The organism is Enterobacter cloacae complex sp. P13B (assembly GCF_014895915.1).
Lineage (GTDB): Bacteria > Pseudomonadota > Gammaproteobacteria > Enterobacterales > Enterobacteriaceae > Enterobacter > Enterobacter bugandensis.
Window position 1 is genome coordinate 84,127 of the sequence record NZ_JADBQN010000047.1, and the last position, 26,532, is coordinate 110,658.

Here is a 26,532-nt window from a genome sequence, read left to right on the forward strand (position 1 = left end):
TTATCAGTTGTGATAAGATGGGTGAATGAGCCGCTATGGCCGTTTATCGAAAGGAAGAAGTCAATGCGCAATCTGGTTAAATATGTCGGGATTGGCCTGCTGGTTGTGGGTCTTGCAGCCTGTGATAACAGCGACACAAAAACGCCTGCTCAGGGCGCATCCGCAGAAAGCAACGCGACCGGTCAACCGGTGAATCTGATGGATGGCAAACTCAGTTTCTCTCTGCCAGCCGATATGACTGACCAGAGCGGCAAGCTGGGCACCCAGGCGAATAACATGCACGTTTACTCCGACGCAACCGGCCAGAAAGCGGTCATTGTGATTGTGGGCGACGACACCAGCGAAGACCTGGCCGTCCTGTCCAAACGTCTGGAAGACCAGCAGCGCGGCCGCGACCCGCAGCTGCAGGTCGTGACCAATAAATCCATTGAGCTGAAAGGCCATAAGCTGCAGCAGCTGGACAGCATCATCTCCGCAAAAGGCCAGACCGCCTGGTCTTCTGTGGTGCTGGGCAAGGTTGATAACAAACTGCTGACCCTGCAGATCACCCTGCCAGCGGAAGATCAGCAGAAAGCGCAGACGGCTGCTGAAAACATCATTAACACCATCGTGATCCAGTAACCCTTCATGACGATGACGTGGCCTCCGGTGCCTGCACCGGGGGCCATTTTTTTAGCCGCCACGTCAGCAGCAGGGCCATTATCACCAGACCCGCCGCGGCAAGATAGATCACCGGTACCCCCGCCCAGGCCATCACCAGCCCCGCCAGCGGCCCGGTAATGCCTAAAGACATATCCATAAATACCGTATAGGTCGCCAGCGCCGCCCCCTGGTTCTGCTGCGGCACCGCTTTAACCGCCACCACGCCCAGCGCCGGGAAGACCAGCGAGAAACCGGCTCCCGCCAGGAAGACGCCAATTTTCGCCATCCAGGGCGCGCTGGCGATGCCGGTTAACAGCAGCCCGACAATCTCTACCGCAAAGCAGATCATCGCTACGTTCAGCCCGCCCAGACGGTTGATACCGTTCGGGAAAAGCAGGCGTGCGCCAACAAACGCACCGCTGAAGAGGGTTAACGCAAAGGCCGCGCCCTCCCAGCCTTTGGCGTCATAAAACAGGGTAATGAAGGTCGCAATGACGCCGAAGCCGGTGGTCGCCAGGGCCAGCGCCATGCCGTACGGCCAGACGCGCCCCAGCACGGCCCGAAACGGCAGCGGCTTGCCCTTGCTGGCCTTCACCTTCGGGCGCGGCAGCGCAAACAGTATCGCCACAAGCGCGACCGCTATAATGGTCAGCGACAGTCCATACAGACCGCCAAAAGCGTAACAGGCCACGCCAAGCGGCGCGCCGAGCGCCATCGCCCCGTAGGTGACGATCCCGTTCCACGAGATAACCCGGCCAATGTGTGATGCACCGACAACCCCCACACCCCATAGCGTCGAGCCGGTTCCTGCCAGGCTTTGCCCAATCCCGAGAATGACGCGGCCCAGGCAAAGCAGCGCCAGGCTGACCAGCGGCCAGTGGCTGGTAGCGGCAGCGAGCAGGTAGCTCAGACCACTGAGGAAACAGCCGCACAATCCCACTACCACAATGCTTTTGGGACCGAACAGGTCGGCGTAGCGCCCGGCGTGCGGGCGGCTAAGGAGCGTGGCGAAATACTGGAGGCTGATGACCAGCCCCGCCCAGAACGCGCTAAAACCCATCACGTCATGGACGTAGCCCGGCAGAACCGCCAGCGGCAGGCCGATCGTTAAATAGCTGGCAAAGTTGAAGATAACGACGGAAACAATGCGCAGATTGAGGCGCAATCCGCTCAGCGCCGGTTCGGCGGCAGGTTCTGGCATGGGGTTCTACCTGAATTTTTTGCAACAGTGTTTCACTATTACCACGGAGCAATAAGAAAATCAGCCCCGACTTTCAGATTATCGGTGCCAGACGAAGCGGCCCTAAGGCACTACACTTATCGGGTCATCTTATTAAGGAACGCGCATGTTAGCTCCCCAGCCTGATAAAGCAGGACTCCACATCTTATTAAAACTCGCCTGTCTGGTGGTTATCCTTGCGGGTATACATGCTGCCGCTGACATTATCGTCCAGCTCCTGTTGGCGCTCTTTTTTGCCATTGTCCTCAATCCGCTGGTGACCTGGTTTTTACGCCGGGGCGTGAGCCGCCCGGTGGCCATCACCATCGTAGTTATCGTGATGCTGATTGGCCTGACGGCGCTCTTCGGCGTACTGGCGGCATCGCTGAGCGAATTCTCCACCATGTTGCCGCAGTACAATAAAGAGCTGACACGTAAAATCGTCGCGCTGCAGGAGATGATGCCCTTTCTTAACCTGCATATTTCGCCAGAACGGATGCTGCGCAGGATGGATTCCGAGAAGGTCATGACCTACGCCACCACGCTGATGACCGGCCTTTCCGGCGCGATGGCCAGCATTTTGCTGCTGGTCATGACGGTGGTGTTTATGCTGTTCGAAGTGCGCCATGTTCCGTATAAGCTGCGCTTTGCTTTAAATAACCCGCAAATACACATTGCCGGCCTACACCGCGCCTTAAAGGGCGTCTCCAAATATCTGGCGCTGAAAACGCTGCTGAGCGTCTGGACCGGGATTATTGTCTGGCTGGGGCTGATGCTGATGGATGTTCAATTCGCGCTGATGTGGGGGGTGCTGGCGTTTCTGCTGAACTACGTGCCGAATATTGGCGCGGTGCTTTCCGCCGTGCCGCCGATGATTCAGGCGTTTCTGTTTAACGGTTTCTACGAATGTATGCTGGTCGGAGCGCTGTTCCTCGTCGTGCATATGGTGCTGGGCAACATTCTTGAACCGCGCATGATGGGGCACCGGCTGGGCATGTCGACGCTGGTGGTGTTTTTATCCTTGCTGATTTGGGGATGGCTGCTGGGCCCTGTCGGCATGCTGCTGTCGGTCCCGCTGACCAGCGTATGTAAAATCTGGATGGAAACCACCAAAGGGGGCAGCAAGCTGGCGATCCTGCTTGGGCCGGGGCGGCCGAAAAGCCGGTTGCCGGGGTAACGTATCTGTCTGTGTAAACGGGTTTATACCGTCAAATACCGCGACGCTCACCGTCGCGGTATTTTTATTTGCGTTAAGGCTTATTCCTTCCTTTTTTTTATCAACTCACCCAGATTTCGCTTAAATGCCCTCCCCCCTTAAAGCAAATTAAAAAAAACGGAATGATTAATTATTTTGCGTGATATTATACCCCGCCTTAGCGACGACGTAATGTAAACATTAATATTGATTAAAAACACACCTGACTTAATCCCTAAGCCTGGTGATGCTTATTTGTAAAAAACACTACCTTTAATTGTTATTATTGATATGGAGTTGTTGATGAAAAAGCTCGTTAAATGGTGCACTGCCGCCGTATTCGTTGGCGCACTGGCTGGCTGTGCGCGTACCGCCCCTATCGCTCAGGTTCACTCTGTCGTGAGCGCCGGTCATACTGCCGATCAGGTGAAAACAGCCATTTTGAAAGCAGGCCAGAAGCGTGACTGGATCATGACGGAAGCGGGCCCGGGCGTGATTAACGGCCGTCTGCAGGCACGCGATCACTCGGTCCAGGTGCGTATTCCCTACTCTGCGACAAGTTATTCAATTAATTACGAAAGCAGCCTGAACCTGAAAGCGGCAGACGGTAAAATTCACAAAAATTATAACCGCTGGGTGAACAACCTCGACCACGATATTCAGCTGAACCTTTCTGCGGGTGCCGCGCTGTAATATTTTCCTAAAGTCGGGCCGGACATGGCCCGATAACCTCATTTCTTACCCTGAAAGGTTACGCAACAATGTACGAAAAGGACACGCTCAGCGCGCTGGATGCCATTACCGAAGCGCAACGCATCGCTTTTGCGCCGATGTTATTTCAGACCGCGCTTTGTCTGCGTAACTCGGGCGTTCTCGCCTGGCTCGATAAACAGGGTAATAAGGGGGCGAGCCTCGACGAAATAACCGAAAACAGTACCCTGAGCAGTTATGCCGTCAGCGTATTGTTAGACATGGGATTAAGCGGGCGGATAATTACTTATAAAGAAGGTCGTTATTTCCTGGCGAAAGTGGGCCATTTCTTACTCCACGATCCCATGACCCGCGTTAATATGGATTTCACGCAGGACGTCTGTTACCAGGGGTTATTTCATCTGGCCGATGCCCTGCAGAAAGAAAAACCGGCTGGATTATCCGTGTTTGGCGACTGGCCAACCATCTATCCGGCTTTATCCCAGCTTCCTGCCCCGGCAAAAGAGAGCTGGTTTGCCTTCGATCATTACTATTCCGACGCCGCTTTTGACGCTGCGTTGCCATATATATTCGCAAGCTCGCCGACAAAATTGTACGATGTGGGCGGAAATACAGGTAAATGGTCGTTACGCTGCTGCCGCTATGACGACAATGTTGCCGTGACGATCCTCGATCTCCCGCAGCAGATAGCGCTGGCGCAGGAAAACATCGAAAAAGCAGGTTTTTCTCATCGTATTGGATTCCATGCTGTCGATATGCTTAGTCCGTCGGCATTGCCGGGAGATGCCGACGTCTGGTGGATGAGCCAGTTCCTCGACTGTTTCTCTCCGGATCAGATTGTCGCCATGCTGACGCGCGTCGCAGAGGTCATGAAGCCTGGCGCACGGTTGTGCATCATGGAGCTTTTCTGGGATGCCCAGAAATATGAAGCGGCGGCTTTCAGCCTGAATGCCACCTCGCTCTATTTCACCTGTATGGCGAATGGCAATAGCCGGTTTTACAGCGTAGAGAAGTTTTATCACTACCTGGAAAGGGCGGGCTTCAGCATAGCACAGCGGCTGGATAACCTTGGGGTAGGTCATACCCTGTTAATTTGCACCAAACGTGAACAATAGCGCAGCCTGGCTGCCCTTTGAATACGGTATTCCGCGGACGCGCGTAGATGAAATTTTCACTGAACATTATTGACTGGCAGGCAAGAGCGCCAGGACTAAGCGATGCCGCAGAGTGGCAGGCGTGGTCGCGCCTGCAGTCGACCATCGACCCGACGGCTCCTCTACCCCGCCTGACCGCGTTACCCATGATGACCGCGCGCCGCCTTAACTCAGGCAGTAAGCTGGCGGTGGATATTGGTCTTGCCATGCTGCAAAGCCACGCCATAGACGCCGTCGTCTATTCCAGCCGCCACGGCGAACTGGAGCGCAATTACCGTATTCTGCATACGCTGGCGACCGGGCAGGCCGTCTCGCCTACCGACTTCGCCATGTCCGTGCACAATTCCGCGGTGGGCAATCTCACGATCGCCGCTCGCCAGCCTGTTGTCTCATCATCCATTTCCGCCGGGCTGGACACCTTCCAGCAGGCCCTGTGTGAAGTGCTGAGCCTGCTGCATGCGGGCTACTCCCGCGTCCTGCTGGTGGATTTTGACGGCGCGCTGCCGGAATTTTACCATCCGGCGTTACCGCCGCAGATGCCTACCTGGCCGTACGCGGTGGCGCTGGTGATTGAAGCCGGCAGCGAATGGCAGTGCGAAACCCGCAGCGGCAGCACGGGCGAGGAAGCCGCCCTGCCGCAAAGCCTGATGTTCCTGCAACGCTATCTCCGTGAGGAACGGCAGTTTGTGGTGCCCGGCGAACGTTTGCTGTGGCAGTGGGCGCGCCAATGAACCGCCTGACCGCCCGGATCAACTGGCTATGGCGTCTGGCCATGACCGGATTCTGCTTCGTGCTGTTTGGCGCGGGCGGGCTGCTGTTGTCGCTGGTCTGGTTCAACCTGCTGCTGATTGCCCAGCGCGATCGCGCCAAACGCCGTCGCCTGGCGCGCCGCAGCATCGCGGCCAGCTTCCGCTTCTTCTTAACCGTTGCCCGCGGCACCGGGGTGCTGGACTATCGCATCCACAATCTTGATGCCCTGCGCGGCGATCGGGGCTGCCTGGTGGTGGCTAACCACCCTACGTTAATTGACTACGTGATTCTGGCGTCGGTAATGCCCGAAACCGACTGTCTGGTGAAAAGCGCGCTGCTGCGCAATCCGTTTGTCAGCGGCGTTATCCGCGCGGCAGATTATCTGATTAACAGCGAAGCCGAGCCCCTGCTCACCGCCAGCCAGCAGCGTCTGGCCCAGGGCGACACGCTGTTAATCTTCCCGGAAGGGACGCGTACCCGCCCAGGTGAGGCGATGTCCCTCCAGCGCGGCGCGGCAAATATCGCCGTGCGCTGCGGCAGCGATCTGCGGATCGTACTCATCCACTGCAGCGAGCACCTGCTGGATAAAAAAAGCCGCTGGTATGATGTACCGCCCGCAAAACCTGTCTTTACCGTCGATGTGCGCGATCGCGTGAACATCGACGAATTTTACGATGCAAGGCAACAAGAACCGGCACTGGCGGCAAGGCAGTTAAACCGGCACCTGCAGCATCGATTAACATCAGGCCTTCAATCTTTGTCAGGAATTAATGATGCAAGCGCTTTATCTTGAAATTAAGAATCTCATTATCACCACGCTGAATCTGGACGAGCTTACCGCAGAGGATATTGATACCGATGCCGCGCTGTTTGGCGACGGGCTGGGTCTCGACTCTATCGACGCGCTGGAGCTGGGTCTGGCGGTGAAAAACCAGTATGGCGTGGTGCTTTCTGCCGAAAGCGAAGAGATGCGCCAGCACTTCTTTTCCGTCGCCACCCTGGCGTCCTTTATCCACGCCCAACGCGCCTGAGATGTGAACTATGACCGAACAAGAAACCATTTATCAGGAAGTCTGCGGCCTTCTGACCAAACTCTTTGAAATCGACCCGCAGGACATTACGCCCGAAGCCCGTCTTTACGAAGACCTGGAGCTGGACAGCATTGACGCGGTGGACATGATTGTCCATCTGCAGAAGAAAACCGGTAAGAAAATCAAGCCGGAAACCTTCAAATCGGTTCGTACCGTTCAGGATGTGGTAGACGCCGTCGAACAGCTGCTGCGCGAAGAGTAAGACACCGTGCGTGATGGACGGACGTTCCCGGTCATCCCACTTCTGACGGGGCTGATGCTGCTGGCGTGGCCCTTCCTGATTGGATTTGGGCTGACGCATAACAGCCTGCCGTGGCTGCTGCCGGTGATGGCGCTGCTGTTGCTGCTGCGGCTGCGTCAGGCGCGGCGTAACACCGGCCCGATGCGGTATGTGGTGCAGTGCGTGGCGCTGGCGGGGATCGCGCTCTGCGCGGCAAGCTACCTGCTGAAAACCCACCAGTGGCTGCTGTTTTACCCTGTGGTCGTTAATCTTGTAATGCTCGCCGTCTTCGGCGGTTCGCTCTGGACAGCGATGCCGCTGGTCGAACGCCTGGCGCGCCTGCGTGAGCCAAATTTGCCGCCGGAGGGCGTTCGCTATACCCGCAGGGTGACCCTCGTCTGGTGCGGATTTTTCATCGGCAACGGGGCGATGGCGCTGTATACCGTCCTGCACGGCGACATGCACCTGTGGACGCTGTGGAACGGTATGGTGGCTTACATCCTGATGGGGACGCTGATGGCGGCAGAGTGGCTGGTGCGCCAGCGGGTGATAAAAAAAGAGATGCAGAATGACTAACCCCCTTCCGCTGGGCCAGTGGTTAAACGCGCCCCGCCCTGACGACACGCCCGTCGCCTGGCTCGACGATCGTACCTGGACGCTGGGCCAGCTGCGCCACGACGTGACGTTACTGGTCGACACCCTGCGTCAGCAGGAAGGCGATCGCTGGGCGCTGTGCTTTGAAAACAGCTACCTGTTTATCGTTGCGCTGCTGGCCTCGCTGCATGCTGGTAAAACGCCGGTCATTCCTGGCCATAGCCGCGTTTCGCTGCTTGAGGAGCAGCAGCCGCTGTTTAGCGGCGTCCTGAGCGATCGGTCCCTCGATATTGACGGGCAACTGATTGTGGTAGCCTCCCGCCGCCAGACGATCGCCCGCTGGGTCCCCCTGCCGGAGATTAACGAAAACCGCTTCGTCGAGCTGTTCACCTCCGGCTCCACGGGAACGCCGCGCCGGGTGGTTAAGCACATCGTCAGCCTGGATCGCGAAGCCCGCCTGCTGGCTGACCGCTTCGGTGAACGTCTGGCTGGCTGTAGCGTTGTGGCCTCCGTCGTCCCGCAACATCTCTACGGCCTGACATTTCGTATCGTACTGCCGATGGCGATGGGCCTGCCGTTGCATGCCGCGATGCTCTACTACGCAGAGCAGCTGGCCGCCCTTCCTCATGACCGGCATTACCTGTTCATCAGCAGCCCGGCGTTCCTGAAGCGCCTGGATACCGAACTGGCCGCGCCGCCCGTCAGGATGCTGATTTCCGCGGGCGGAATGCTGCCCTGGCGTGACGTCTCCACCACGGTTGGCTGGCTTAACATCTGGCCGGACGAAATTTATGGCAGCACCGAAACCGGGATCCTCGCCTGGCGCCATCGCGTGGAAGATAACCTGCCGTGGCGACCCTTCCCCGGCGTAAACTTCCATCAGGAAGATGACGCCTGCCGCGTCACTTCGCCGCTTATCCATGAGGCTGAAGGACTCCAGCTGGACGATATCCTCCACTTCGACAGTGCGGGGCTTTTCAGCATCGCCGGTCGTCGCGGGCGGGTGGTCAAAATTGAAGAAAAGCGCATCTCGCTTAACGAGATTGAGCGTCGCCTGCTGGAGCTCGACGGCGTTTGCGAGGCGGCTGCGCTGCCGGTTACGCGCGGGGGCCGTCAGGGGATTGGCGTCCTGCTGGTGCTGGATGAGGCGGTTCGTCAGCGCTGGCATCTGCAGGATAAAAAAGCGCAGGAGTTCGCCTGGCGACGCGCCCTGCTGCCGTGGCTTGAGCCGGTCGCCGTTCCACGCTACTGGCGCATTGTCGATGAGATGCCGGTAAACAGTATGAACAAGCGTGTCTATGCGCAGTTAGAGGAGTTATTTCATGAAAATTCATGAAATCGAGCGCCATCAGGCACAACCGGAGAAGCTGGAGATCGTGTTGCATCTCGACGCCTCTCTGTTCTGGTTTCAGGGCCATTTTGCCGTACAGCCGCTGCTGCCCGGCGTTGCGCAGCTTGACTGGGTGATGCACTACGCAACGACCTTACTGGCACCGGGCTACCGCTTTCACAGCATTCAAAACGTGAAGTTCCAGGCGCCTCTGCTGCCGGAAACCACGGTGACGCTGGTGCTTGAGTGGCATGCCGGACGCAAACTGCTGACCTTCAGCTACCTGCGTCATGACGGGGCTGAACGCCATACCGCCAGCAGCGGGAAAATTCGTCTATGTCAGTAACCTTCCGCCCCTGCGTGCTGATCCCGTGCTACAACCACGGCGCCACGATGTCCAGCGTGCTGTCGCGCCTCTCGCCGTTTGGCCTGCCGTGCCTGGTGGTGGATGACGGCAGCGAAGCCGCCACCCGCCAGGAGCTTGAGCGGCTGGCGGCGGAGCAGCCGCAGATGACGCTGGTCCGTCTGGCGCAAAACGCCGGCAAAGGTGCCGCGGTCATCAGGGGGCTGGAGGAGTGCGCGCGTGCGGGCTATACCCACGCCCTGCAGGTGGACGCGGACGGCCAGCATGCCATCGAAGATATTCCCAAAATGCTGGCGCTGGCGGAGCGCCACCCGGACGCGCTGATTTCCGGCCAGCCTGTTTATGATGATTCCATCCCGCGCTCGCGGCTCTACGGGCGCTGGGTCACCCACGTCTGGGTATGGATTGAGACCTTATCCCTGCAGCTTAAAGACAGCATGTGCGGCTTTCGAGTCTACCCGGTCTCGCCCACGCTGCGGCTCGCCGCGCGTGAAACGCTCGGTAAACGGATGGACTTTGACACCGAAGTAATGGTCCGTCTCTACTGGCAGGGCAACACCAGCGTCTTTCTTCCCACCCGCGTGACCTATCCGCAGGACGGGTTGTCCCACTTCGACGCGTTGAAAGATAACGTGCGGATCTCCCTGATGCATACCCGGCTGTTCTTCGGCATGCTGCCCCGCATTCCCGGCCTGCTCTTCCGTCGACGCGGCCAGCACTGGGCGCAGCAGGACGAGGTTAAAGGCCTGTGGGGCATGCGCCTGATGCTGCGCGTCTGGCAGCTGCTGGGGCGGCGGGCGTTTACCGTGCTGCTGTGGCCGGTGATCGGCGTCTACTGGCTGATCGCGCGTCCGGCGCGGCAGGCTTCGCGGCAGTGGATTGCACGGGTGAAGCAGGTGCTGATGCAGCGGAACATGCCTGTTCCAGCACGTCTCAACAGCTTTTTCCATTTCATGCGCTTCGGCAACGCGATGCTGGACAAAGTCGCCAGCTGGCGCGGCGAGCTGAAGTTTAAGCGCGACGTGGTCTTTGCTCCCGGCGCGAGCGAAACGCTTAATATCGCGGCGCCGCAGGGCAAGCTGCTGCTGGCCTCGCATCTTGGCGACGTAGAAGCCTGCCGGGCGCTGGCCCAGCTGGACGGCAGCAAAACCATCAACGCCCTGGTCTTCAGCGAGAACGCCCGGCGCTTTAAGCAAATTATGAGCGAAATGGCGCCCCAGGCCGGCGTGAATTTGATGTCGGTCACCGACATCGGCCCGGACACCGCCATTGCCATCAAAGAGAAGCTTGAGCGCGGAGAATGGGTTGCGATCGTGGGCGATCGCATCGCCGTCAACCCGCAGCGTGGCGGCGAGTGGCGGGTGATCTGGAGCCAGTTTATGGGCCAGCCCGCACCGTTCCCTCAGGGGCCGTTTATCCTGGCCTCCATCCTGCGCTGTCCGGTGGTGTTGATTTTCGCCCTGCGCCAGCAGGGGAAGCTCGTCCTGCACAGCGAGCCGTTTGCCGACCCGCTGATCCTGCCGCGCGGGGAACGCCAGCAGGCGCTGCAGGCTACCGTCGATCGCTACGCGCAGCGGCTGGAGCATTACGCCCTGATGTCGCCGCTCGACTGGTTTAATTTTTTCGATTTCTGGCATCTGCCAGAGTCCCGAGAGAAGGAGTAAAGGGTGCTGACCGATCCCCGATTTACGACTGAAGTTGAGATCACCGTTCCGTTCCACGACGTCGATATGATGGGCGTGGTCTGGCACGGCAACTATTTCCGCTACTTTGAGATCGCCCGCGAGGCGCTGCTCAATCAGTTTGACTATGGCTATCGCCAGATGAAAGCCTCCGGCTACGTCTGGCCCGTTGTCGACACGCGGGTGAAATACCGCGATGCGGTGACCTTTGAGCAGCGCATTCGCGTTCGCGCGCAGATTGAAGAGTATGAAAACCGCCTGCGCATTGCCTATCAAATTTTCGATGCGCAAACCGGCAAACGCACCACCACCGGATACACCATCCAGGTGGCGGTGGAAGAAGCCACCCGCGAAATGTGCTTTGTCAGTCCGGCAGTACTGTTTGAACGTATGGGAGTCACGCCATGAAATGGTTGCCTTTGCTGGCGCTGCTCGTCAGCCCGCTGGTCAGCGCCGTGACGCTGGATGAACTGCAGCAGCGTTTCACCGAGCAGCCCGTGGTGCGCGCGCACTTCGAACAGGTCCGCACGATAAAAGATATGCCACAGCCGCTGCGCTCGCAGGGCGAGATGCTGATCGCCCGCGACAGCGGCCTGCTGTGGGATCAAAAAGCGCCGTTTCCGATGACGCTGCTGCTGGACGACAAGCGGATGGTTCAGGCGATCAACGGCCAGCCGCCGCAGACCATCACCGCCGACAATAATCCGCAGATGTTCCAGTTCAACCACCTGCTGCGGGCCCTGTTCCAGGCCGACCGCAAGGTGCTGGAAGAGAACTTCCGCATCGATTTTAAAGACCTGGGCGCGGGCCGCTGGTCGCTGGTGCTTACCCCAAAAACGACGCCGCTGGACAAGATTTTCGCCACCCTCGATCTGGGCGGCGCGACCTATCTTGAGACGATCCGCCTGAACGACAGGCAGGGCGACCGTACCGATATCGCCCTTTCAAACCACCAACTGACGCCCGCCAGCCTGACCGATGACGAACGCCAACGCTTTGCCGCACCGTAAATCCCTGCGCCCGGCGCTGCTGTGGGCCACGGTATGTCTGGTTATGCTGGGCGTGCTGCTGTCGCTGCTGCCCGGCGCGCGGCTGAACAGCAGCGTGCTGGCCATGCTGCCGAAGCAGACGCTGGGGGCGATCCCTCCGGCGCTCAACGACGGGTTTATGCAGCGTCTCGACCGCCAGCTGGTCTGGCTGGTCAGCCCCGGCAAAGAACCCGATCCGCGCGTGGCGCAGCAGTGGCTTGAACTGCTGCACAGCAGCGACGCGCTCCGCGATGTCAAAGGCCCGATGGACGCCGCCGGGCAAAAGGCCTGGGGAGAGTTCTTCTGGCAGCACCGCAACGGGCTGATTGATCCGGCCACCCGTGCCCGCCTGCAAAACGGCGGAGAAGCGCAGGCGCAGTGGATTTTATCCCAGCTCTACTCCGCCTTCTCCGGCGTCAGCGGTAAAGAGCTGCAAAACGATCCGCTGATGCTGATGCGCGGCTCGCAGCTCGCCCTGGCGCAAAACGGCCAGAAGCTGCGGCTGATGGACGGCTGGCTGGTCACGCAAGATGAAGCGGGAAACTACTGGTATCTGCTGCACGGCGAACTGGCGGGCTCATCATTTGATATGCAGCAGACCCACCGGCTCGTGACGACGCTTAATGCGCTGCAACAGACGCTGAAAGCGCGTTACCCGCAGGCGCAGCTGCTTTCGCGCGGGACGGTGTTCTACAGCGATTATGCCAGCCAGCAGGCTAAACGCGACGTCTCAACGCTGGGCATCGCCACCCTGCTTGGGGTGTTCCTGCTGATCGTGGCGGTGTTCCGCTCTCTGCGCCCGCTGCTGCTGAGCGTGCTCTCCATTGCCATCGGCGCGCTGGCGGGCACGGTGGTGACGCTGCTGCTCTTTGGCGAACTGCACCTGATGACGCTGGTGATGAGCATGAGCATCATCGGTATTTCGGCCGACTATACGCTTTACTACCTGACCGAACGGATGGTGCACGGCGCGGAGCTCTCTCCCTGGCAAAGCCTGGCCAAAGTGCGCAATGCGCTGCTGCTGGCGCTGCTGACGACCGTCGCCGCCTACCTGATTATGATGCTGGCCCCCTTCCCCGGGATCCGCCAGATGGCGGTATTTGCCGCGACGGGGCTGAGCGCCTCCTGCCTGACGGTGATTTTCTGGCATCCGTGGCTGTGCCGGGGTTTGCCGGTGCGCCCGGTTCCCTTTATGGTCCTGATGTTGCGCTGGCTGGCCGCCTGGCGACGCAGTAAAAAACTGTCCGTTGGTCTGCCCGTCGCGCTGGCGCTGCTCTCCGCCGTGGGAATGAGCACCCTGAAGGTGGACGACGACATCGCCCAACTGCAGGCGCTGCCGAAAGATATTCTGGCGCAGGAGAAAACCATTACCGCCCTGACCGGCCAAAGCGTCGATCAGAAATGGTTTGTGGTGCATGGCGCTTCGCCCCAGCAAACGCTGGAGCGGCTGGAAGCCTTTACTCCCGCGCTGGCCGAGGCGCAAGCGGCGGGGGATCTCACCCGCTGGCGCACCCTGCCGCTGAACTCGCTGGCCCGCCAGAAAAGCGACCTTGCGCTGCTGCGGGACGCCGCGCCTGCGGTGACGAACGTGCTGAAAAGCGCAGGGCTCAACGCCGTTTCCCCCAATCTGGACGCCATGCCGGTCAGCGTGGACGCGTGGCTTGAAAGTCCGGCCAGCGAGGGCTGGCGCCTGCTCTGGCTGACCCTGCCCGATGGGGAAAGCGGCGTGCTCGTGCCGGTGGACGGTGCAAAAAACAGCGCGGCGCTCGGTGAGCTGGCCGCGCGCCATGACGGCGTCGTCTGGGTGGACCGCAAGGCCAGCTTTGACAGCCTGTTTGCCCTCTACCGCACGCTGCTGACGGGGCTACTGTTTGCGGCGCTGGCGGTGATTGCCTGCGGGGCGATGCTGCGCCTCGGCTGGCGCAAAGGGCTGATAAGCCTGGTGCCGTCCATACTGTCGCTGAGCTGCGGGCTGGCCGCGCTGGCCGCAACGGGCCACCCGGTAAATCTGTTTTCACTGCTGGCGCTGGTACTGGTGCTCGGCATTGGCATTAACTACACGCTGTTCTTCAGCAACCCGCGCGGTACGCCGCTGACTTCGATGCTGGCGATTACCCTGGCCATGATGACCACCCTGCTGACGCTGGGCATGCTCGTCTTCAGCGCCACCCAGGCCATCAGCAGCTTTGGTATTGTGCTGGTGAGCGGTATTTTCACCGCCTTCCTGCTGGCACCGCTGGCGATGCCGGATAAGAAAGAGAGAAAACGTAAATGAACGCTGTTTATCGCGCCGTCGCGCTGGCCGCGGCGCTGCTGCTGGCAGGCTGCAGCCATTCGACCGATACCAAAGAGACGCGGCCTCAGGCCTGGCTTCAGCCTGGCACCAAAGTCACTCTGCCGCCGCCCGGCATCAGCCCGGCAGTAAGCTCCCAGCAGCTGCTGACCGGCAGCTTTAACGGGCAAACGCAGTCCCTGCTGGTGATGCTCAACGCGGATGCGCATAAGGTCACGCTGGCCGGCCTCTCTTCCGTGGGCATTCGCCTGTTCCTGGCAACGTACGACGAGAGCGGTATTCATACCGAGCAGTCTATCGTCGTGCCGCAGCTGCCGCCCGCCAGCCAGGTGCTGGCCGACGTAATGCTCAGCCACTGGCCGATTAGCGCCTGGCAGCCGCAGTTGCCGAAGGGCTGGACGTTAACGGACAATGGCGATCGGCGCGAGCTGCGCAACGCCAGCGGCAAGCTGGTGACGGAGATTGTCTACCTCCAGCGCAAAGGCAAGCGTGAGCCGATCAGCATCGAGCAACACGTATTCAAATACCACATCACCATTCAATATCTGGGTGACTGAGATGATTTATATATCCGCTGTTGGCATGGTCAACGCGCTGGGCAACTCGCCTGATGAAATTGCCGCCAACCTGGCTGCGGGCGTGGCGCCGGGCATGCACGCCCGGGCCGGCTGGCTGCAGGGAATGCCCGAAGCGGTACTGGGCGGGGTGGAAGGCGAACTGCCGCTCATCCCGGACACCTTCTCTGCACACCGCACCCGCAACAACCAGCTGCTGCTGGCCGCGCTGGCGCAGATTCAGCCCGCCGTTGACGAGGCCATCGCCCGCGTTGGTCGCGACCGCGTGGCCGTGGTGCTGGGAACCAGCACCTCCGGGCTGGATGAAGGCGATGAGCACGTGCGTCTCATGACCGACGGCGAGACCAGCACGCGCTGGCAGTATCCGCAGCAGGAGCTGGGCGATCCGTCCCGCTTTCTCGCCAACTGGCTGCAGCTTGAAGGCCCGGCCTATACGATCTCCACCGCCTGCTCCTCCAGCGCGCGGGCGATGATCGGCGGCAAACGCCTGATCGAAGCCGGGTTGGTGGATATCGCCATTGTCGGCGGAGCAGACACCCTGAGCCGGATGCCCGTTAACGGCTTTAACAGTCTTGAATCCTTCTCCCCCACGCTCTGCGAGCCGTTTGGCCGGGACCGCCGGGGGATCACCATCGGTGAAGCGGCGGCGCTGATGGTATTAAGCCGGGAGCCCGCGGACGTGGCGCTGCTCGGCACGGGCGAATCCAGCGATGCGTACCATATTTCCGCCCCGCATCCGCAGGGCGACGGGGCGATAAGGGCTATCACTCAGGCGCTCAGCGAAGCGGGCATGCAGCCGGACGACATCGGCTACATCAACCTGCACGGCACGGCCACGCCGCTCAACGATCAGATTGAATCACAGGTGGTTCACGATCTCTTCGGAGAAAGCGTGCCGTGCAGTTCAACCAAACACCTTACCGGCCACACGCTGGGCGCTGCCGGCATTACCGAAGCGGCTTTGAGCTGGCTTATCCTGACGCGCGATCTGCCCTTGCCGCCGCAGGATTTTTCCCGCTACGCTCCGGACGAGACGCTGGTGTCGTGCGGCCTGCTGCACCAGAGCACCGCCCTGAAAAAGCCGGTGATTTTGTCTAACTCGTTCGCGTTTGGCGGCAATAACGCCAGCATTCTGCTGGGGAGAACGTCATGAGCTATCTATCACCCGAAGCCTATTTGCCGCACGATGCGCCCATGATGCTGCTGGGGTCCGTTGAAAATGTGACGGATGACATGGCGGTCTGCCGCCTAGCGGTTGACAGGCAAAGCGTGCTGGCGCCGTTTCTCAATGCCGATGGCGACCTGCCGGGCTGGTACGCGCTCGAGCTAATGGCGCAGACCGTTGGCGTCTGGTCGGGCTGGCATCGTCAGCAGCAGGGGCAGGAACATATCGCGCTGGGCATGGTGCTCGGCGCGCGCGAGCTGGTCTGCGCCAGCGGGCGTTTCGCCAAAGGCTTAACGCTGGACATTACCGTTAAGCTGCTGATGCAGGACGAACGCTTCGGCAGTTTTGAATGCACGATTTGCGCAGGTGAAGAGACGCTGGCCACGGGCCGGGTCAATTCCTTCCAGCCGACTGCAGAAGAATTAACATCGCTTTTTAATCAGGGATCCCACGCATGAGTCGTTCCGTACTGGTCACAGGGGCCAGCAAAGGCATTGGTCGCGCCATCGCCCGCCAGCTTGCCGCTGACGGGTTCACCGTCGGCGTGCATTACCATCGTGATGCCGCAGGCGCGCAGGAGACGCTGGACGCCATCACGCAGGCGGGCGGCAGCGGCCGTTTACTCTCGTTTGACGTAGGCAACCGCGATCAGTGCCGTGAAGTGCTTGAGCAGGAAATTGATGCCCATGGCGCATGGTATGGCGTGGTCAGCAACGCCGGAATTACCCGCGACGGCGCTTTTCCGGCACTGAGTGAAGACGACTGGGACAGCGTGATCCACACCAATCTCGACAGCTTTTATAACGTCATACACCCCTGCATTATGCCCATGATCGGCACCCGTCAGGGCGGGCGCATTATTACCTTATCCTCCGTCTCCGGTGTGATGGGCAACCGCGGCCAGGTGAACTACAGCGCGGCCAAAGCGGGCATTATCGGCGCCACCAAAGCGCTGGCGATCGAGCTGGCAAAACGCAAAATCACCGTGAACTGCATTGCGCCAGGGCTGATAGATACCGGCATGATTGAGATGGAGGAGGCCGCGCTTAAGGAAGCGATGTCCATCATCCCAATGAAACGTATGGGCCAGGCTGAGGAGGTCGCCGGGCTGGCAAGCTATCTGATGTCGGATATTGCGGGCTACGTCACCCGCCAGGTCATTTCGATTAATGGAGGAATGCTATGACGCGTCGCGTGGTGATTACGGGCATGGGCGGCGTCACCGCCTTTGGCGAGAACTGGCAGTCCGTTTCCAGCCGGCTGCTGGCGTATGAAAACGCCGTGCGTAAAATGCCGGAATGGCAGGTTTATGATGGCCTGCACACCCTGCTGGGCGCGCCGATCGACGATTTCGCGCTGCCGGAACACTATACCCGCAAGCGTATTCGCGCCATGGGCCGCGTGTCGCTGATGTCTACCCGCGCCACCGAGCTGGCGCTGGAGCAGGCGGGGCTGATTGGCGAAGCGGTGCTCACCAACGGGCAAACCGGCATCGCCTACGGTTCTTCGACAGGCAGCACCGGCCCGGTCAGCGAATTCGCGACCATGCTTACCGAAAAGCACACCAATAACATCACCGGGACAACCTACGTCCAGATGATGCCGCACACCACCGCGGTGAATACCGGCCTGTTCTTTGGACTACGTGGCCGCGTGATCCCAACGTCGAGCGCCTGTACCTCCGGCAGCCAGGCGATTGGCTACGCCTGGGAGGCAATTCGCCACGGGTATCAGACCGTGATGGTCGCGGGGGGCGCGGAAGAGCTTTGTCCGTCTGAAGCGGCGGTGTTTGACACGCTGTTTGCCACCAGCCAGCGCAACGACGAACCCAAAACCACCCCCTCGCCGTTCGATACGCAGCGCGATGGTCTGGTGATTGGGGAAGGCGCAGGCACCCTCATTCTAGAGGAGCTGGAGCACGCCAGAGCGCGCGGGGCCACCATCTACGGTGAGATCGTGGGCTTTGCCACCAACTGTGACGCGGCCCATATCACCCAGCCGCAGCGTGACACCATGCAGATTTGCATGGAGCAGTCGCTGGCGATGGCGGGGTTAAGCGCCCGGGATATGGGGTATATCTCCGCGCACGGTACCGCCACCGACCGCGGCGATATCGCCGAAAGCCAGGCCACGGCCGCCATTTACGGTGACAGCGTGCCGGTTTCCTCGCTGAAGAGCTATTTTGGCCACACGCTGGGGGCCTGCGGCGCGCTGGAAGCGTGGATGAGCCTGCAGATGATGCGCGAAGGCTGGTTTGCCCCGACGCTCAATTTAACGCAGCCGGATGAGCAATGCGGGGCTTTAGATTATATTATGGGAGAAGCCCGTCAGATTGACTGCGAGTATCTACAGAGCAATAACTTCGCGTTTGGCGGCATCAATACCTCGATTATCATTAAACGCTGGGCGTAACTATGTACCGGTTTGTACTGGGAAAAATTTCCACCCTTTGCGCGGACCCGCTGGCGTCAACGCTTGCAGATAAGGCACCTCAGGGTGCACGACAGGCCTCCTGGCTGGCGGGCCGGACGCTGCTCGCCAGAACATTATCCCCTCACCCGCTCCCCGACATCATTTACGGCGAGCAGGGGAAGCCGGCATTTGCGAAGGGGGATCCGCTGTGGTTCAACCTGAGCCATAGCGGTGATGATATCGCCCTGCTGATGAGCGATGAAGGCGAAGTGGGCTGCGATATCGAAGTGATTCGCCCCCGCAAGAACTGGCAGGCGCTGGCCAACGCCGTTTTCAGCCTGACAGAGCATGACGAGCTGGAGCGTGAAGCGCCCGAGGAACAGCTTTCTGCCTTCTGGCGTATCTGGACGCGCAAAGAAGCGATTGTGAAACAGCGCGGCGGCAGCGCCTGGCAGATTGTCAGCATCGACAGCACGGCGCAGTCGCACTCGGTCAGCCAGCTGCAGCTCGGTTCTCTGAGCCTTGCCGTCTGTACCTCGACCCCTTACACCCTGACCGCCGAGTCGATTATTCACGTCGGGGCAGGAAAATCACCAGTACACCCAGCATAATCAACGCGACGCCCAGCAGCCCATGCCAGGAGAAGTGCTCCCCCCAGCCGGGCAGCAGGATTGCCGCGCCCCACACCAGGATATAGCTGAGGCTCAGCAAGGCATACGCTTTGCTGAGCGCCATGCGATGCAGCGCCAGATACCAGCAGCCCATGGAGGCAACGTATCCCGTTAACCCCAGCAGCAGCGCGCCCGTGCCGGACGAAACGTGCCACAGCGAGGAGATAAACGTCAGAAAATCGCTGACCGGCGGCAGAGCCTGCATGGCATCGCGCAGCAACAGCTGTGCGGCGCTGACTAACAGCACGCTGCATAACGCCCAGAACGCGCCTTTCACAGGCTTCCTCCCAGCACGATAATCCCCATGATAATGAACCCGACCCCCAGCCAGTGGTGCACAGCAACGTGCTCGCGCCAGAAGACCTTCGCCGCCAGCGTCACCCAGACAAAATTGAGGCTCAGCATAGGGTAAGCTACGCCGACGGGCAGGCGCTGCAGCACCACCAGCCAGACCAGCATTCCGCAGCCCAGCGCCAGCATCGCCAGGCCAAGCCACCGCATGATGTGCGCGCCACGCCGTCCGCCTTTCGCCGGACGGGTAGCCTGTTTCTGGCACAGCTGTCCCGCGCAGCTCAGCAGGCTTGCCAGTATGAGCCAGGTCCAGGTCATCACTTCGGCAGATACTCCAGCAGGGCCAGACGCCCCTGGATATAGAGATTGTCCGGCTGCGGTAAATTCGCCTCTGCAATATCGTCACGTTTAGACAGCAGCATCACCAGCGACACGCCTCCCTGCTTACGATGCGTTGCCAGCCACTGCGCGAAGTCGTCTTCACTGACAAAGCGATCTTTCGCATCGGGATAATCCAGCCCGTAGCGCAGCTCGCCGCTCTGAGCAAACAGCGTGATGTCACTGCGCTTGAGCTCCCACGCCAGGCCCGCGGCCACGCCAACGTTATTGGTCAGCACAAAGCGGCTGCCCTGAAGCGGCTCGCGCACGGTATCCACCAGCGACTGCGGCTGCTTCGAATCCACCACCAGGTTCGGAATGGCAAAACCAATCAACAACGCCAGACCCGCAGGACACAGCGCCGCCAGCCACCAGCGCCGCTGGCTCTGCCGCAGCGTAAACCAGCCTACCGCGCCCCAGATGAGGAACGCCACCACCGCGCAGAAGACTTTATACAGTTCGACCGACGTCCAGACCGGATGCTTAGCCAGCCCCCACGGCGAGACCGCCAGCGCCGCCACCACGCCGATAGCGCCAAACGCCAGGTTAATGCCGCCGTTAATGCGCAACGCTCTGGCCCCTTTTTCCGCCGCGAGGCAGGCATAGCGCGCCATCAGGATAGCCAGCGGGGCAAAACAGGGCAGGATATAGGTCGGCAGCTTGCCTTTAGCGATGCTGAAAAACAGCAGCGGCATCACCACCCACCCCAGCAGGTAGAACCCGCCGCCCGCGTTTTGTCTGTCATTCCAGCCAAGACGCAGCGCGCCTGGCAGCAGCGCCAGCCACGGCAGGCTGCCCGCGAGCAGGAACGGCAGGTAATACCAGAACGGAGCTTTATGCTGCGCGTCGCTCTGGGCAAAACGCTGAATATGCTCAACCCAGAAGAAGTAGCGCCAGAAATCAGGCTCGCGGTGCGCAATGGCCAGCCCCCACGGCAGAACAATCAGCACGCAGCTCAGGACCGCGAGCCAGCCAAAAATCAGCACCTCTTTCCAGCGCTTTTGGGCAATCACCCACGGCAGCACGCCGATCACCGGTACCGCCAGCGCCAGGAAGCCTTTGGTCATCACCCCCATCCCGCAGGCCAGCCCAAGCAGCACATAGCCGCCCGCTTTTCCGGCCACGGTGCGCGCCTGTGAGGCGAGCCAGAAGCTGCACATCGCCGCCACCAGCCACAGAGTGACGATGGGGTCCAGCACCGCATAGGTGCCGATGCCATACACCAGGAACAGGGTCAGGAAGATCAGGCCGGAGAAAATGGCCGTACGCTTATCCCGCCAGAGACGCCAGGCCATCCAGATCACCAGCAGCGCCGCGAGCCCGGTGGAGAAGATCGACCCGGCGCGTACGGCAAAGTTCGTGTGCCCGAACAGCCATTGTCCGATAGTGTTGATCCAGTAGCCGGCAATCGGCTTTTCAAAGTAGCGCAGCCCCAGGAAATGCGGGACAACCCAGTCACCCGATGCCAGCATTTCGCGGCTGATTTCCGCATAGCGCGTTTCATCAGGCTGCCACAGCAGGCGAATATCGACCGGAATGAAGTAATAAACGATAAACAGTGCGAAAAGCGCTACGCCATAACGGGCTGTTTTCATGGGACCGGACTCACGGTTTGTTGATAGCCAAGCCAGCCTTCCCGGCCAGCCAGTTCATTACGGACGACTTTACCCACGGGCAGGGTGCTGAGGTCGTCCGGCAGCAGCTCGCTCATCGGACAGAACGCAATGCCTTCCTGAGCGGCCATCGTCAGCAGTTCATCGAAATCATGCTGCCAGGCAATCCCTTCCACTTCGGCATGGATGGTATAGACCGGCGTTCCGGCGTCACGATGGATGCGGTCCAGAATGTAGCGATTAAATGCTTCCGCCTTCACCTCGCGCCCCACCACTTCATCCCACGTAGGAAGCGTGACCGGAATTTGCACCGTACCGTAGCGATTTTCGCCCAACAGCGGCAAAAACGGCCCGGTTCCACGACAGTCACTATTGTAGCGAAACGCGAAATGCTCTTTGGCTTTGACCACCCGCTGGTCGGCACGCCATCCCGCCACGGCGGAACAACGCACGGGCTGACCGATGATGGCCTCAAGCTCAAGCATTCCACGCTCGACCTCACGGGACAGGCGCGGGATATCCCAGACGCCCGCCCACGCCTGCCAGGCGTGATGATCCCAGGCATGCAGGCCGACCTCGTGTTGCTGCGCCGCCGCGCGGATAACCGCTTCATTACCCGCGCCGATGCGTCTGCCAGGCCAGGCGGTGCCGGCCAGCAAAATATCCCAGCCGTAGAGGGATGCCGCGCGCGAGCGCAGCATTTTGAACAGAAATGCCGGTTTAACCAGACGCCATAAATGGCGTCCCATGTTGTCAGGCCCCACGCTGAAGAAAATGCTGGCACGCACGCCGTGCCTGCTCAGCAGTTCCAGCAGTCTGGGCACGCCGTCACGCGTTCCCCTGAAGGTGTCGACATCAATGCGTAAACCGACTTTTTTCATGAGGCCTGTTCCGATAGCTCCACGGTGCGCAGGAAGAAGTCGAGCGTTTCATCAATGGTCTGCTCCATCTTCACCGTCGGCGTCCAGTTCAGGCAGCGCTTCGCGTTGCGGATGCTTGGCTTACGGTGCTCGACGTCCTGGTAGCCTTTACCGTAGTAGCTGCTGCTTTCCACTTCGCGGAAACCGGCAAACGGCGGGAAGCGATCGCGCAGCGGGTGGCGCTCAAAGCTGGCCAGCAGCATCTCTGCCAGCTCGCGAATGCTCGCCTCGTTTTCCGGGTTACCGATGTTGATGATCTCACCGTTGCAGCGGTTATCTTTGTTCTCAATGATGCGGAACAGGGCTTCGATACCGTCGCTGATGTCCGTAAAGCAGCGTTTCTGGCTCCCGCCTTCAATCAGCTTGATAGGCGAGCCTTCGACCAGGTTCAGGATCAGCTGAGTGATCGCGCGGGAGCTGCCGATTCGCGCCGCGTTCAGGTTATCCAGACGCGGGCCCATCCAGTTAAACGGACGGAACAGGGTAAAGCGCAGACCCTCTTTCTCGCCGTAGGCCCAAATTACGCGATCCAGCAGCTGCTTGGAGACAGAGTAGATCCAGCGCTGCTTGTTGATCGGCCCGACCACCAGGCTGGAGGCATCCTCATCGAAGTTTTTGTCGGTACACATGCCGTACACTTCAGAGGTGGACGGGAAGATGATGCGCTTGTCGTATTTCACGCAGTCGCGGATGATCTTCAGGTTCTCTTCGAAATCCAGCTCGAACACGCGCAGCGGGTTACGGGTGTACTCGATTGGCGTGGCGATGGCGACCAGCGGCAGCACCACGTCGCATTTTTTAATGTGATATTCGATCCACTCGGAGTGAATGCTGATATCCCCTTCCACAAAGTGGAAGCGCGGGTTGTTGAGGAAACGGCTGATGGCGTCAGAGCCGATATCCAAACCGTAAATCTCGTAGTTATCGTCTTTGAGCAGACGTTCGGTCAGGTGGTTCCCGATAAAGCCGTTCACGCCGAGGATCAGCACGCGCGTGCGGCGCTTGATGGCAACCACCGGCGCGCTGGTGATCAGCGCCCCAGCCACCAGCCCCAGAGACTGCGCCAGCTGCGTGCCCTGAACGTACAGGCCGTTGTCGGTCTGCCCGGTGACGATCTCCAGCGCCTGCTCGCCGCAGCTCACAATCAGCGGGGAGACGGAGACGACGGTGCCCGGCTTAGCGGCCGGGATATCGTCACGCACGCGGGATTTCCAGACGATAAATTTGCTTACGCCCGCAAAGCTGTACGCGCCCGGCCACGGGTCGGTCACGGCGCGCACCAGGTTGTGCAGCTGGCGGGCGGGTTTATTCCAGTCCAGGCGACCATCTTCCGGCGCGCGGCGGCCAAAGCAGCTGGCCTTGCTTTCGTCCTGCTCGGTCTCGCTGAAGGTGCCGTTGAGGATGGCTGGCAGCGCGTCACGCAGCAGGCTTTGCGCCGCGGTGCAGAGTTTATGATGCAGCTCAAGCGCGGTTTCATCCGCGTCGATTGCCACGCGCTGCTGGGCGACGATGGCCCCGGCATCTGCGCGGCGCACCATGCGGTGCAGCGTCACGCCCGTTTCCGTTTCGCCGTTGACCAGCACCCAGTTCAGCGGCGCGCGGCCACGGTAGGCGGGCAGCAGAGAGCCGTGAAGGTTAAACGCCCCTTTTGCGGCCAGGCCTAAGATCTCGTCGCAGATCAGGTTGCGATAGTAGAACGAGAAGATGACATCAGGTGCGAGCGCGCGGATGCGATCCACCCACAGCGGGTGGTTGACGTCGTCCGGAGCATACACCGGAATACCGCGCTCGGCGGCGATACGCGCCACGGAGCCGAAGAAGTGATTCTCTCCCGCCGCGTCCGGATGGGTAAAGATTGCAGCAATGTCATAGCCCGCTTCCAGCATGGCCAGCGTGCCCGCGCACCCCATATCGTGATAGGCAAATACAACGGCTTTCATGGGTGGTTTTCCTCTTGAGATGCTTTGTGTTCCTGACGGACAACACGTTGAATAAAGTAGCGCGGACGTGCGCGAACGTCGTTATAGATACGGCCTATGTATTCACCGAGCAGGCCCATTCCGACGAACTGGGCGCCGATGAACATAAACAGCACGGCAAAAAGCATGAAGACCCCTTCCGCCGCCCACTGCGGGCCAAAGACCAGCCGCAGCACCACCAGCAGGACGGACAGCGTAAAGCCGGCCAGGGCGATGATGCTGCCGAACACGCTCAGCAGGCGCAGCGGCGTGGTGGTCAGGCAGGTGACGAGGTCGTACATCAGATTGATGAGACGCATAAAGCTGTACTTCGATTCCCCGTGCTCGCGCTCGGCGTGCAGGACCGGAATTTCCGTTGCCTTGCGGGCAAAGGTGTTGGCGAGAATCGGAATAAAGGTGCTGCGCTCATGGCAGTGCAGCATGGCGTCGACAATATGGCGGCGGTAGGCGCGCAGCATGCAGCCGTAATCGCCCATTGCTTTACCGGTGGTGCGCTGAATAAGGCGGTTTATGGTGCGCGAGGCCAGCTTGCGGAACAGGCTGTCCTGGCGGTTCTGACGCACCGTGCCCACCACGTCATAGCCTTCATCGGCTTTCGCCACCAGGCGCGGGATCTCCTCCGGCGGGTTTTGCAGATCCGCGTCCAGGGTGATAATCAGATCGCCCGTAACGTGGCTGAACCCGGCCATAATGGCGGAGTGCTGGCCATAGTTACGGTTGAGCAGCACGGCGACAATATGGCTGCCTTCGGCCTGGGCGGCTTCGGTCAGCATCAGCGCGGAATCATCACTGCTGCCGTCGTCCACCAGCAGAATTTCATAGGCTTTGCCCAGCGTATCGCAGGCTGCCGTGGTGCGGCGGATCAGCTCGGGCAGGCTCTCCTGCTCGTTATAAACTGGGATGACCACAGAAACTTTTTGTACAGGCGGTGCGCTGAACATGTCAATGTCCTGCAAGCTGATGGAGCGCGGTAATGACGCGGGTTGTGTCGTCATGAGTCATGTCCGGGAAAAGAGGGAGAGAACAAATACGCGCGCTGTTCCATTCCGAATTCGGAAGCGATACATCAGGAAAACGCTCGCGGTAGTATTTTTGAGTGTGTGCCGCGCGGAAATGAAGGCCGGTGCCGATGCCTTGCTCCTTCAGCGCCGCCATCAGGTTGTCGCGTGAGATCCCGCAGCGCGCTTCATCAACGCGAATAATAAACAGGTGCCAGGCGTGAACGTGTGGCCATGACGGAATGCTCAGCGGCTGGAACGGCGTATCGGCAAGCTCGCGCAGGTAGCGTTGCGCGATTGCCTCGCGGCGTAGGTTGGCCTCTTTCAGCTTACCCAGCTGTACCAGCGCCAGCGCGGCGTTGATATCTGCGAGGTTGTACTTAAAGCCCGGGGAGATCACTTCGGCCTGCGGCGCGCGGCCGTGCGTCTGGCGGTCATAGGCATCCACGCCCAGGCCGTGGAATTTCAGGCTGCGGATCCGCGCAGCAAGCCGGGCGTTATCCGTGACGACTAAACCACCTTCCGCGCAGGTCATGTTTTTGATGGCGTGGAAGGAAAAAATCGCCGTGCCTTTCCAGCCCACGTGACGGTTCTTGTAGTACGTTCCGGCGGCATGGGCCGCGTCTTCAATCACCGGAATACCGTGACGCTCACCGACGGCATGAATGGCGTCGATATCACACGGCGCGCCGGCGTAATGCACGGGAATAATCGCTTTGGTACGCGGGGTAATGGCGGCTTCAACCGCTTCCGGTGTCACCATCAATGTCTCGTTGTCCACATCGATCATGACCGGCGTGGCGCCCAGCAGCACGATCATATTCAGCGTGGAGACCCAGGTTTGGGAGGGGGTAATGACCTCATCGCCCGGACCAATATCCAGCGCCATCAGCGTGACGTGCATGCCCGCCGTCGCCGAGCAGACGGCAATCGCGTGCTGGTTCCCCGTCAGCTGACAAAATGCCGCTTCAAGTTCCTGATTTTTAGGCCCGGTGGTGATCCAGCCGGAGGTTAAAACCTCCTGCAACGCCGCTAATTCCTCACTACCCATCGACGGGCGGGAAAAAGGCAAAAAATCACTCATCATTAATTTCCTTGCAATAAGAATGGCACGCGCTTGATATTAACCAATTACTTTTTCGTTTATTTCAACGAACCATAAACTCATATCAAGGTAGCGTTCATTTCTTAGGGAAAAATTAAGATGCGTAATTTAGTTGTAACAAAATCAATATTAATTCATTTATAAACAATAGC

29 protein-coding genes are annotated in these 26,532 nt (G+C 59.9%); 21 read left to right on the forward strand and 8 right to left on the reverse strand.

All coding sequences use genetic code 11. From position 1 onward, the window contains the following. The first annotated feature begins 63 nt into the window (after positions 1–63). The gene (locus IM273_RS19090) at positions 64–621 is read left to right on the forward strand and encodes a DcrB family lipoprotein (RefSeq protein ID WP_028014694.1); all 558 of its coding nucleotides are present in this window, start codon (positions 64–66) and stop codon (positions 619–621) included. A 4-nt stretch (positions 622–625) separates the two neighbouring features. On the opposite strand, the gene IM273_RS19095 is transcribed toward IM273_RS19090, so the two are convergent. Beyond that, positions 626–1,843: an MFS transporter gene (locus IM273_RS19095; RefSeq protein WP_193050657.1), complete on the reverse strand. Its 1,218-nt coding sequence runs from the start codon at positions 1,841–1,843 to the stop codon at positions 626–628. Positions 1,844–1,988: 145 nt separating this feature from the next. Between IM273_RS19095 and IM273_RS19100 the strand changes: the two genes are divergently transcribed. From IM273_RS19100 to acpT, 20 genes are all read left to right on the forward strand, one after another. Then, positions 1,989–3,038: an AI-2E family transporter gene (locus tag IM273_RS19100; protein WP_041911893.1), complete on the forward strand. Its 1,050-nt coding sequence runs from the start codon at positions 1,989–1,991 to the stop codon at positions 3,036–3,038. 321 nt (positions 3,039–3,359) lie between these two features. Beyond that, positions 3,360–3,749, forward strand: coding sequence for a hypothetical protein (locus IM273_RS19105; protein ID WP_193050659.1), 390 nt, complete (start codon positions 3,360–3,362; stop codon positions 3,747–3,749). Between the two features lie 68 nt (positions 3,750–3,817). Further along, positions 3,818–4,882: a class I SAM-dependent methyltransferase gene (locus tag IM273_RS19110; RefSeq protein ID WP_150145209.1), complete on the forward strand. Its 1,065-nt coding sequence runs from the start codon at positions 3,818–3,820 to the stop codon at positions 4,880–4,882. A 47-nt stretch (positions 4,883–4,929) separates the two neighbouring features. Then, positions 4,930–5,652, forward strand: a complete 723-nt coding sequence (locus IM273_RS19115; RefSeq protein WP_041911891.1) for a beta-ketoacyl synthase chain length factor — start codon at positions 4,930–4,932, stop codon at positions 5,650–5,652. Beyond that, positions 5,649–6,464, forward strand: coding sequence for a 1-acyl-sn-glycerol-3-phosphate acyltransferase (locus IM273_RS19120; RefSeq protein WP_193050661.1), 816 nt, complete (start codon positions 5,649–5,651; stop codon positions 6,462–6,464). The genes IM273_RS19115 and IM273_RS19120 overlap by 4 nt, the downstream gene beginning before the upstream one ends. Next, positions 6,445–6,702, forward strand: coding sequence for a phosphopantetheine-binding protein (locus IM273_RS19125; RefSeq protein WP_028014701.1), 258 nt, complete (start codon positions 6,445–6,447; stop codon positions 6,700–6,702). Before IM273_RS19120 ends, IM273_RS19125 begins: the two co-directional genes overlap by 20 nt. Before the next feature lie 10 nt (positions 6,703–6,712). After that, positions 6,713–6,964 carry an acyl carrier protein gene (locus IM273_RS19130; protein ID WP_024908875.1) on the forward strand — a complete coding sequence of 84 codons (252 nt, stop codon included), beginning with the start codon at positions 6,713–6,715 and terminating at the stop codon, positions 6,962–6,964. A gap of 54 nt (positions 6,965–7,018) precedes the next feature. Beyond that, the gene (locus IM273_RS19135) at positions 7,019–7,558 is read left to right on the forward strand and encodes a hypothetical protein (protein WP_206689398.1); all 540 of its coding nucleotides are present in this window, start codon (positions 7,019–7,021) and stop codon (positions 7,556–7,558) included. After that, a complete protein-coding gene (locus IM273_RS19140) occupies positions 7,551–8,912 on the forward strand; it encodes an acyl-CoA synthetase (RefSeq protein ID WP_193050663.1) in 1,362 nt (453 codons plus the stop codon). The genes IM273_RS19135 and IM273_RS19140 overlap by 8 nt, the downstream gene beginning before the upstream one ends. Then, complete coding sequence (locus IM273_RS19145; protein WP_028014704.1) at positions 8,899–9,252, forward strand: hydroxymyristoyl-ACP dehydratase; 354 nt, start codon at positions 8,899–8,901, stop codon at positions 9,250–9,252. The genes IM273_RS19140 and IM273_RS19145 overlap by 14 nt, the downstream gene beginning before the upstream one ends. Beyond that, complete coding sequence (locus tag IM273_RS19150) at positions 9,243–10,934, forward strand: glycosyltransferase (RefSeq protein WP_193050665.1); 1,692 nt, start codon at positions 9,243–9,245, stop codon at positions 10,932–10,934. The genes IM273_RS19145 and IM273_RS19150 overlap by 10 nt, the downstream gene beginning before the upstream one ends. A gap of 3 nt (positions 10,935–10,937) precedes the next feature. Continuing rightward, positions 10,938–11,360, forward strand: coding sequence for a thioesterase family protein (locus IM273_RS19155; protein WP_028014706.1), 423 nt, complete (start codon positions 10,938–10,940; stop codon positions 11,358–11,360). Further along, the gene (locus tag IM273_RS19160) at positions 11,357–11,962 is read left to right on the forward strand and encodes an outer membrane lipoprotein carrier protein LolA (RefSeq protein ID WP_047367214.1); all 606 of its coding nucleotides are present in this window, start codon (positions 11,357–11,359) and stop codon (positions 11,960–11,962) included. The genes IM273_RS19155 and IM273_RS19160 overlap by 4 nt, the downstream gene beginning before the upstream one ends. Continuing rightward, entirely contained in the window at positions 11,931–14,255 is a 2,325-nt protein-coding gene (locus tag IM273_RS19165) for an MMPL family transporter (protein WP_193050667.1), read from the forward strand. The genes IM273_RS19160 and IM273_RS19165 overlap by 32 nt, the downstream gene beginning before the upstream one ends. Then, positions 14,252–14,830 carry a DUF3261 domain-containing protein gene (locus IM273_RS19170; protein WP_028014709.1) on the forward strand — a complete coding sequence of 193 codons (579 nt, stop codon included), beginning with the start codon at positions 14,252–14,254 and terminating at the stop codon, positions 14,828–14,830. Before IM273_RS19165 ends, IM273_RS19170 begins: the two co-directional genes overlap by 4 nt. A gap of 1 nt (position 14,831) precedes the next feature. Then, complete coding sequence (locus IM273_RS19175; protein ID WP_193050669.1) at positions 14,832–16,001, forward strand: beta-ketoacyl-[acyl-carrier-protein] synthase family protein; 1,170 nt, start codon at positions 14,832–14,834, stop codon at positions 15,999–16,001. After that, entirely contained in the window at positions 15,998–16,471 is a 474-nt protein-coding gene (locus tag IM273_RS19180; RefSeq protein ID WP_193050671.1) for a 3-hydroxy-fatty acyl-ACP dehydratase, read from the forward strand. The genes IM273_RS19175 and IM273_RS19180 overlap by 4 nt, the downstream gene beginning before the upstream one ends. After that, complete coding sequence (locus IM273_RS19185) at positions 16,468–17,199, forward strand: 3-ketoacyl-ACP reductase FabG2 (protein ID WP_136344109.1); 732 nt, start codon at positions 16,468–16,470, stop codon at positions 17,197–17,199. The genes IM273_RS19180 and IM273_RS19185 overlap by 4 nt, the downstream gene beginning before the upstream one ends. Then, entirely contained in the window at positions 17,196–18,425 is a 1,230-nt protein-coding gene (locus IM273_RS19190) for a beta-ketoacyl-ACP synthase (RefSeq protein ID WP_028014713.1), read from the forward strand. The genes IM273_RS19185 and IM273_RS19190 overlap by 4 nt, the downstream gene beginning before the upstream one ends. A gap of 2 nt (positions 18,426–18,427) precedes the next feature. Beyond that, on the forward strand, positions 18,428–19,036 hold the full coding sequence (acpT, locus tag IM273_RS19195; protein WP_193050673.1) for a 4'-phosphopantetheinyl transferase AcpT: 609 nt from the start codon (positions 18,428–18,430) through the stop codon (positions 19,034–19,036). Here acpT and arnF read toward each other — a convergent pair. Genes arnF through arnB form a run of 7 tightly spaced genes read right to left on the reverse strand, consistent with a single transcriptional unit; the run spans position 18,993 to position 26,359 of the window. Next, entirely contained in the window at positions 18,993–19,373 is a 381-nt protein-coding gene (gene arnF, locus IM273_RS19200; RefSeq protein ID WP_163333526.1) for a 4-amino-4-deoxy-L-arabinose-phosphoundecaprenol flippase subunit ArnF, read from the reverse strand. The two genes, acpT and arnF, sit on opposite strands and share 44 nt — an antisense overlap. Beyond that, a complete protein-coding gene (gene arnE / locus IM273_RS19205; RefSeq protein WP_041911880.1) occupies positions 19,370–19,705 on the reverse strand; it encodes a 4-amino-4-deoxy-L-arabinose-phosphoundecaprenol flippase subunit ArnE in 336 nt (111 codons plus the stop codon). Before arnE ends, arnF begins: the two co-directional genes overlap by 4 nt. Then, a complete protein-coding gene (gene arnT / locus IM273_RS19210; protein ID WP_193050674.1) occupies positions 19,705–21,360 on the reverse strand; it encodes a lipid IV(A) 4-amino-4-deoxy-L-arabinosyltransferase in 1,656 nt (551 codons plus the stop codon). Before arnT ends, arnE begins: the two co-directional genes overlap by 1 nt. After that, a complete protein-coding gene (arnD, locus tag IM273_RS19215) occupies positions 21,357–22,259 on the reverse strand; it encodes a 4-deoxy-4-formamido-L-arabinose-phosphoundecaprenol deformylase (protein WP_045259391.1) in 903 nt (300 codons plus the stop codon). The genes arnT and arnD overlap by 4 nt, the downstream gene beginning before the upstream one ends. Beyond that, positions 22,256–24,238, reverse strand: a complete 1,983-nt coding sequence (gene arnA / locus IM273_RS19220) for a bifunctional UDP-4-amino-4-deoxy-L-arabinose formyltransferase/UDP-glucuronic acid oxidase ArnA (RefSeq protein WP_193050675.1) — start codon at positions 24,236–24,238, stop codon at positions 22,256–22,258. The genes arnD and arnA overlap by 4 nt, the downstream gene beginning before the upstream one ends. Beyond that, complete coding sequence (gene arnC, locus IM273_RS19225; RefSeq protein WP_041911876.1) at positions 24,235–25,218, reverse strand: undecaprenyl-phosphate 4-deoxy-4-formamido-L-arabinose transferase; 984 nt, start codon at positions 25,216–25,218, stop codon at positions 24,235–24,237. Before arnC ends, arnA begins: the two co-directional genes overlap by 4 nt. A gap of 1 nt (position 25,219) precedes the next feature. After that, positions 25,220–26,359, reverse strand: a complete 1,140-nt coding sequence (gene arnB, locus IM273_RS19230) for a UDP-4-amino-4-deoxy-L-arabinose aminotransferase (RefSeq protein WP_059355356.1) — start codon at positions 26,357–26,359, stop codon at positions 25,220–25,222. Positions 26,360–26,532 lie beyond the last annotated feature (173 nt).

Coding starts and splice junctions, on each gene's coding strand:
- IM273_RS19090 (WP_028014694.1), top strand. CDS start 64: ATGCGCAATCTGGTTAAATATGTCGGGATTGGCCTGCTGGTTGTGGGT.
- IM273_RS19095 (WP_193050657.1), bottom strand. CDS start 1,843: ATGCCAGAACCTGCCGCCGAACCGGCGCTGAGCGGATTGCGCCTCAAT.
- IM273_RS19100 (WP_041911893.1), top strand. CDS start 1,989: ATGTTAGCTCCCCAGCCTGATAAAGCAGGACTCCACATCTTATTAAAA.
- IM273_RS19105 (WP_193050659.1), top strand. CDS start 3,360: ATGAAAAAGCTCGTTAAATGGTGCACTGCCGCCGTATTCGTTGGCGCA.
- IM273_RS19110 (WP_150145209.1), top strand. CDS start 3,818: ATGTACGAAAAGGACACGCTCAGCGCGCTGGATGCCATTACCGAAGCG.
- IM273_RS19115 (WP_041911891.1), top strand. CDS start 4,930: ATGAAATTTTCACTGAACATTATTGACTGGCAGGCAAGAGCGCCAGGA.
- IM273_RS19120 (WP_193050661.1), top strand. CDS start 5,649: ATGAACCGCCTGACCGCCCGGATCAACTGGCTATGGCGTCTGGCCATG.
- IM273_RS19125 (WP_028014701.1), top strand. CDS start 6,445: ATGCAAGCGCTTTATCTTGAAATTAAGAATCTCATTATCACCACGCTG.
- IM273_RS19130 (WP_024908875.1), top strand. CDS start 6,713: ATGACCGAACAAGAAACCATTTATCAGGAAGTCTGCGGCCTTCTGACC.
- IM273_RS19135 (WP_206689398.1), top strand. CDS start 7,019: ATGCTGCTGGCGTGGCCCTTCCTGATTGGATTTGGGCTGACGCATAAC.
- IM273_RS19140 (WP_193050663.1), top strand. CDS start 7,551: ATGACTAACCCCCTTCCGCTGGGCCAGTGGTTAAACGCGCCCCGCCCT.
- IM273_RS19145 (WP_028014704.1), top strand. CDS start 8,899: ATGAAAATTCATGAAATCGAGCGCCATCAGGCACAACCGGAGAAGCTG.
- IM273_RS19150 (WP_193050665.1), top strand. CDS start 9,243: ATGTCAGTAACCTTCCGCCCCTGCGTGCTGATCCCGTGCTACAACCAC.
- IM273_RS19160 (WP_047367214.1), top strand. CDS start 11,357: ATGAAATGGTTGCCTTTGCTGGCGCTGCTCGTCAGCCCGCTGGTCAGC.
- IM273_RS19165 (WP_193050667.1), top strand. CDS start 11,931: ATGACGAACGCCAACGCTTTGCCGCACCGTAAATCCCTGCGCCCGGCG.
- IM273_RS19170 (WP_028014709.1), top strand. CDS start 14,252: ATGAACGCTGTTTATCGCGCCGTCGCGCTGGCCGCGGCGCTGCTGCTG.
- IM273_RS19175 (WP_193050669.1), top strand. CDS start 14,832: ATGATTTATATATCCGCTGTTGGCATGGTCAACGCGCTGGGCAACTCG.
- IM273_RS19180 (WP_193050671.1), top strand. CDS start 15,998: ATGAGCTATCTATCACCCGAAGCCTATTTGCCGCACGATGCGCCCATG.
- IM273_RS19185 (WP_136344109.1), top strand. CDS start 16,468: ATGAGTCGTTCCGTACTGGTCACAGGGGCCAGCAAAGGCATTGGTCGC.
- IM273_RS19190 (WP_028014713.1), top strand. CDS start 17,196: ATGACGCGTCGCGTGGTGATTACGGGCATGGGCGGCGTCACCGCCTTT.
- acpT (WP_193050673.1), top strand. CDS start 18,428: ATGTACCGGTTTGTACTGGGAAAAATTTCCACCCTTTGCGCGGACCCG.
- arnE (WP_041911880.1), bottom strand. CDS start 19,705: ATGACCTGGACCTGGCTCATACTGGCAAGCCTGCTGAGCTGCGCGGGA.
- arnT (WP_193050674.1), bottom strand. CDS start 21,360: ATGAAAACAGCCCGTTATGGCGTAGCGCTTTTCGCACTGTTTATCGTT.
- arnD (WP_045259391.1), bottom strand. CDS start 22,259: ATGAAAAAAGTCGGTTTACGCATTGATGTCGACACCTTCAGGGGAACG.
- arnA (WP_193050675.1), bottom strand. CDS start 24,238: ATGAAAGCCGTTGTATTTGCCTATCACGATATGGGGTGCGCGGGCACG.
- arnC (WP_041911876.1), bottom strand. CDS start 25,218: ATGTTCAGCGCACCGCCTGTACAAAAAGTTTCTGTGGTCATCCCAGTT.
- arnB (WP_059355356.1), bottom strand. CDS start 26,359: ATGAGTGATTTTTTGCCTTTTTCCCGCCCGTCGATGGGTAGTGAGGAA.